The organism is Nocardia sp. CC201C (assembly GCF_030010695.1).
GTDB classification, from domain to species: domain Bacteria; phylum Actinomycetota; class Actinomycetes; order Mycobacteriales; family Mycobacteriaceae; genus Nocardia; species Nocardia otitidiscaviarum.
The window spans coordinates 1-4,500 of record NZ_JASCXP010000511.1 but is presented as its reverse complement, the minus strand read 5'-3'; the positions used below and the strand labels follow the sequence as shown (position 1 = coordinate 4,500).

The window sequence follows — 4,500 nt, the reverse complement described above, 5'->3', positions numbered from 1 at the left end:
CCTGCCCGGCCCGACGCGCCATAGGTTGTCGAGCGGCCGCGTGCTCCACCGATGTGGTGGGGGGCGACCCTGGCATCGGGAGGTGCCTGCCCACCGAGGGGAGTGGTCAGCCGGTGCCCTGCCATGCGCGCAGGGCGGTGTCGACGGTGGCGCCGACCGGCGCCGTGGTGTCCAGGGTGACGGCCGCGGGCCAGGGGCTTGCGGTGGCGGACAGGGCTTTCGCGATCTCGGGGGTGGCTTCCGAATCGCCGGGATCGCGGGTGAACATGCGTTCGGCGGCGATATCGGGTGGGCACGCACAGCGCAGCTCCACCAGGTCGGCGACCGTGTGGTCGGCCAGTTGCGCTGCGCGGGTGCGGGATTCGGCGTCGGACCAGCTGGCGTCGAGGATCACCGAGTCGCCCTGCTCGAGGCGGGCGCGGGCGCGGTCGAGGAGTTCGGCGTAGACCCGGGCTTTCGCTTCGGGACGGTAGGCGCCGGCCCCGAAGGTTCCGCCCGTGCCGACCACGGCCCCCACCGCGCGCAGTTCGGCGCGCACGCTGTCGCTCGACAGCAGTTCCGCTCCGGTTTCCGCGGCGAGAGCTTGTGCGATGGTGGACTTTCCGGTTCCGGGCAGCCCGCCGACCAGGGTGAGCCGCACGGCCCCGGCGCTCAGGTGCGCCGCGGCCAGGTCGAGATGCCGGGTGGCCCGCTCGGCCGCGGCGGCGACACCCTGGTCGGCGCGGATGCGGTCGGTCTTGGCCCGCACCATGGCGCGGTAGGCGATGTAGTGGTGGCGCAGGGAGGCCGGTGGGGTGTCGTCGGCCGCGTGCAGGTAGTCGTCCAGGAATCGGGTGGCGAGCGCCGGATGGCCGCGGAACTCCAGATCCATGGCGAGGAAGGCGGCGTCGTCGAGGCAGTCCACATAGCGCAGTTGGTCGTCGAAATCCAGGCAGTCGAGCACGCGGAAGCCGTCGGGTAGCGCGAAGATGTCCTCCACGAGCAGATCACCGTGCCCGTCGACGATGCGGCCAGCGGCGATGCGCCGGGCCAGCAACGGTCCGCGACCGTCCAGATAGCGGCCGACCAGCCGTGCGATGCGGTCGACCACCGCCGGATCCACCGCATCGCGCGGCTGCTCGCGCAGGCTGTGCAGCAGCACATCCCAGCGGTGCCGCAGGGCGGCGGGCACACCCGCGCGGTCGATCTCGGGGCCGCGCCGCGCCGCGCGATGGAAGTCGGCGATCAGCGCGGCGAGTTCGGCCAGTTCCGCGTGGGTGACGGTGCCGCGGTCGAGTCCGGTGGACAGTCGGGCCGCCTCGGGCATGCGGCGCATGACCACCACGGGCTCCCCCGCCCCGCCCCCCGGATCGGTGAGATGGGCGAGTCCGAGGTACACATCGGGTGCGAGCCGCCGGTTCAACTCGATCTCCCGCAGGCACGCCCGCTCCCGGGCGGCGATGCTGCCGAAGTCGAGGAAGTCGGTCACGACGGGCTTTTTGACCTTGTAGGCGCGTTCGCCGCAGAGCAGGACCAGACCGGTGTGGGTCTCCCGCAGCTGCGCGAACGGTTCACCGTTCGTATCCGTCATCTCAGCGGTCCGCCGGATGGACGACCAGCACCGGGCAGTGGGCGTGCTGTACCAGCGCGTTCGTGGTCGATCCCAACAGCAGCCCCGGGAAGCCGCCGCGACCGCGGTTGCCCACCACCACCAGTTGGGCTGTGCGCGACCAGATTCGGAGCTGGTCGGCGGGGGCCGACGGATACACCCGGCGGGTCACCCGAACCTCCGGGTACTTCTCCTGCCAGCCCGCCAGCCGTTCGGCGAGGATCGCCCACTCCCGATGTTCCAGTTCGGATTCGGGCACGGTCAGCCGATCGCCACCGGCGAAATCGCCGAAATTCCAGTCGCTCCAGGTGTGCACGGCGACCAGTTCGGCGCCGCGCTCGGCCGCCTCCCGGAAGGCCGCGGCGATGGCGGCTTCACTGACCGGACCGCCGTCGACTCCCACCACGACCGGGCCGGCGTCATGGATCACGTTGTCCGCGTTCGGATCCGGGCGTACCACGACGACCGCGCCGTGTGCGTGCGCGGTGACGGCCAGCAGTGTCGAACCCAGATGCGCGATGCTCCCGGAGGTGCCGGTGGCACCCAGGACCGTCGCGTAGGCGTGGGCGCTCTCCTCGATGAGCAGGGCGGCGGGGCTCTGAGGGGTCAGCGCGACCGTGACCGCCAGGCTAGGGTCGCGCTGGCGCGCGATCGCTGCCGCGCGGTCGAGCAGGACGCGACCGCCCTCCCGGACCGCTTCGATCACCGGCGGAATGAGCACGTCGTAGCTGCCGAAGACCGCGCTCATGCCCACCAGGTCGAGGCCGTGCACGAGACGCAGCGCGCGCTGCCGGGCGGCGGCGTAGTCGGCCGCCCATCCGACGGCGGTGTCCGATCCCGCCGAGCCGTCGACGCCGACCACCACCGCGGCCGAGGCGAGCTGATGCGGATCGTCGGGGTGCTGAGCTGTCATGGCGATCTCCTGACTGTGCGATCGGCTCGCGGCCGGTGTGGCGGTCGGTGCGGTGCGGTGCGGCGGTCGGTGCGGTGCGGTGCGGCGGTCGGTGCGGTGCTGCGGTCGGTGCGGTGCTGCGGTCGGTGCGGTGCGGTGCGGCACCGAGGTCAGTGCGGCGACACCAGGTTCCTGGTGTCCAGCATGCGGACTCCGAACGCGCCGGTGACGGCCGCCATGGCCGCGGCCATGGCGAGGCCGCCGAGCAGCCCGATGCCGACGATCAGCGCGGTCGGCTGGCCGGGCTGCCACAGCGGGGTGGTGATGAGGGCGAACGCCGCGAGTCCCGCGATCCAGCCCACCGCATTGGCCCAGATCCACAGCGCCGCGCGCTCGGTCCGCTCGCGCAGCACGAACCATTGGGCCACGCCGATCGCGAACACCATCACCAAGGCTCCGACCGCGATCACCGACGCCTGCACCGCGGGCGGCCATTCGGTGATGCGGTCGCCGTAGAGCACCGGCATCGCGCCGATCGTCCACGCCACCACCGCTCCCACCACGGTAGCCCGAACCCAGCGTCCGGTGGCGAAGTCGCGCAGCCACTTCCGCAGCACCAGGGACTGGAACGAACCGAGTACCGCACCCTCGACGACGGCGGCGAGCAGCAGACCCGCGACCACGACCGCGGGGGCGGCGTCGAGGAGCAGCGCGCCCGCGACGGCCGGGGCGACGAAACCCAGGAATTCACCGGCGGTCACGGTGGTGAACCACTGCCGCCACCGGCTGGTGTGATTCGGCTGGGATCGCGCCAGCTCGATCACCAGGTACGGATCGGTCGCCGACGTCCGCTGGCGCGGATGCTCGTGCAGGTAGTCCGCCTCGACCTCCTCGTGCTCGATCGTCCCGGGCGCGACCAGACGGCCGATTCCGGCGAGCCAGTCACCGTCGATGCGAATCGACACCGAATGCGGTGTACGGAAATTGCGCCACCAGTTCTTCGCGGCGGCATTGCCCACCCGGACGATCACGGTGTCGCCGGAACGCGCGTAGGACACCGGCAGCGCGATCCGCCGTCCCGATCGGCGGCCCAGGTAGCGCAGTTCCGCGACGGTGTGCCCCAGCCCCACGGGAAGTCGCAGCGCCATCAGCACCGCGGACGAACCCACACCCGAGGTCTCGTACTTCGTGGTCATCGCGACCTCCGCACCGCCGGCGAGGCGACGCCCGGTTCGTTCGCCCGGTGGCGCCGCGTCGAGGAATATCGTCGCTTCGATCGTGGCCCGCCACCGCTGTCCGCCGACAGGGTCCCCCGCCGCCTGCGGAGGTGACCATCGTCCTCACGGGGCGGGCACGACGGCTCTCACCCACCGCGGAGGCGCTGACGCACGCTCGGGGAACCATGACAACCCATCCGAAAGAGGCGAACGACCATGTCCCATCAGAGTGATCCGCTCGCGCCCGCCGTGCACACCGCGCACGAATGGCTCAATGCCATCGCCGACGGGCTCGACACCTATGACAAGGCCTTCGCGCACCGTGCCATGCGTGCGTGGTTGCACACCGTGCGTGATCGCATCGGCGTCAACGCCGCCGCCCATCTGAGCGCGCAGCTGCCGGAACTGCTGCGCGGTATCTTCTACGAGGGCTGGATGCCCGCACATGTGCCGGTTTCGCACGACGTGGCGTCGTTCGTCACCCAATTCGCCCGGGAGGCGGGCGTTTCCCGCGACGAGGCGGCGGCGCTGGCCGGTGTGGTGACCGATTCCTTCGCCGGACTGTTCTCGCCCGGGCAGCTCGACCACGTGCTCGCCCAGCTCCCGGTGGCGCTGCGCCATGTGCTGCTCGGTGCGGACCTGTCGGGTGTGCTGGCGGGCGCGGCGGTGCTCACCCAGGGCGAGACCGACCGGGTGGACGAGTTGGAGGTGCGGGTGGCGGCACTGCGCGACGCGGTGGCGGTGCTGGCGCGCGGGCTGGAGGATTTGCCCGGCGGGCCGTCGCCGGAGGCCGCCCGCGCCGC

Annotated in this window: 4 protein-coding genes; 1 reads left to right on the top strand and 3 read right to left on the bottom strand. The window is 71.9% G+C overall.

Translation table 11 applies throughout. The features are described 5' to 3' along the window. Positions 1–106: 106 nt before the first annotated feature. The 3 genes from QK444_RS32885 to QK444_RS32875 form a co-directional block, all read right to left on the bottom strand. Positions 107–1,570: an AAA family ATPase gene (locus tag QK444_RS32885; protein ID WP_282785949.1), complete on the bottom strand. Its 1,464-nt coding sequence runs from the start codon at positions 1,568–1,570 to the stop codon at positions 107–109. Position 1,571: 1 nt separating this feature from the next. Beyond that, positions 1,572–2,501 (bottom strand): universal stress protein, encoded by a 930-nt coding sequence (locus tag QK444_RS32880; RefSeq protein WP_282785948.1) that lies wholly within the window; start codon positions 2,499–2,501, stop codon positions 1,572–1,574. Between the two features lie 149 nt (positions 2,502–2,650). Next, positions 2,651–3,676: a hypothetical protein gene (locus QK444_RS32875; protein ID WP_282785947.1), complete on the bottom strand. Its 1,026-nt coding sequence runs from the start codon at positions 3,674–3,676 to the stop codon at positions 2,651–2,653. A gap of 237 nt (positions 3,677–3,913) precedes the next feature. On the opposite strand from QK444_RS32875, the gene QK444_RS32870 reads away from it, so the two are divergent. Next, positions 3,914–4,500: DUF2267 domain-containing protein (locus QK444_RS32870; protein ID WP_282785946.1), on the top strand; the 587-nt coding region annotated here is incomplete at its 3' end.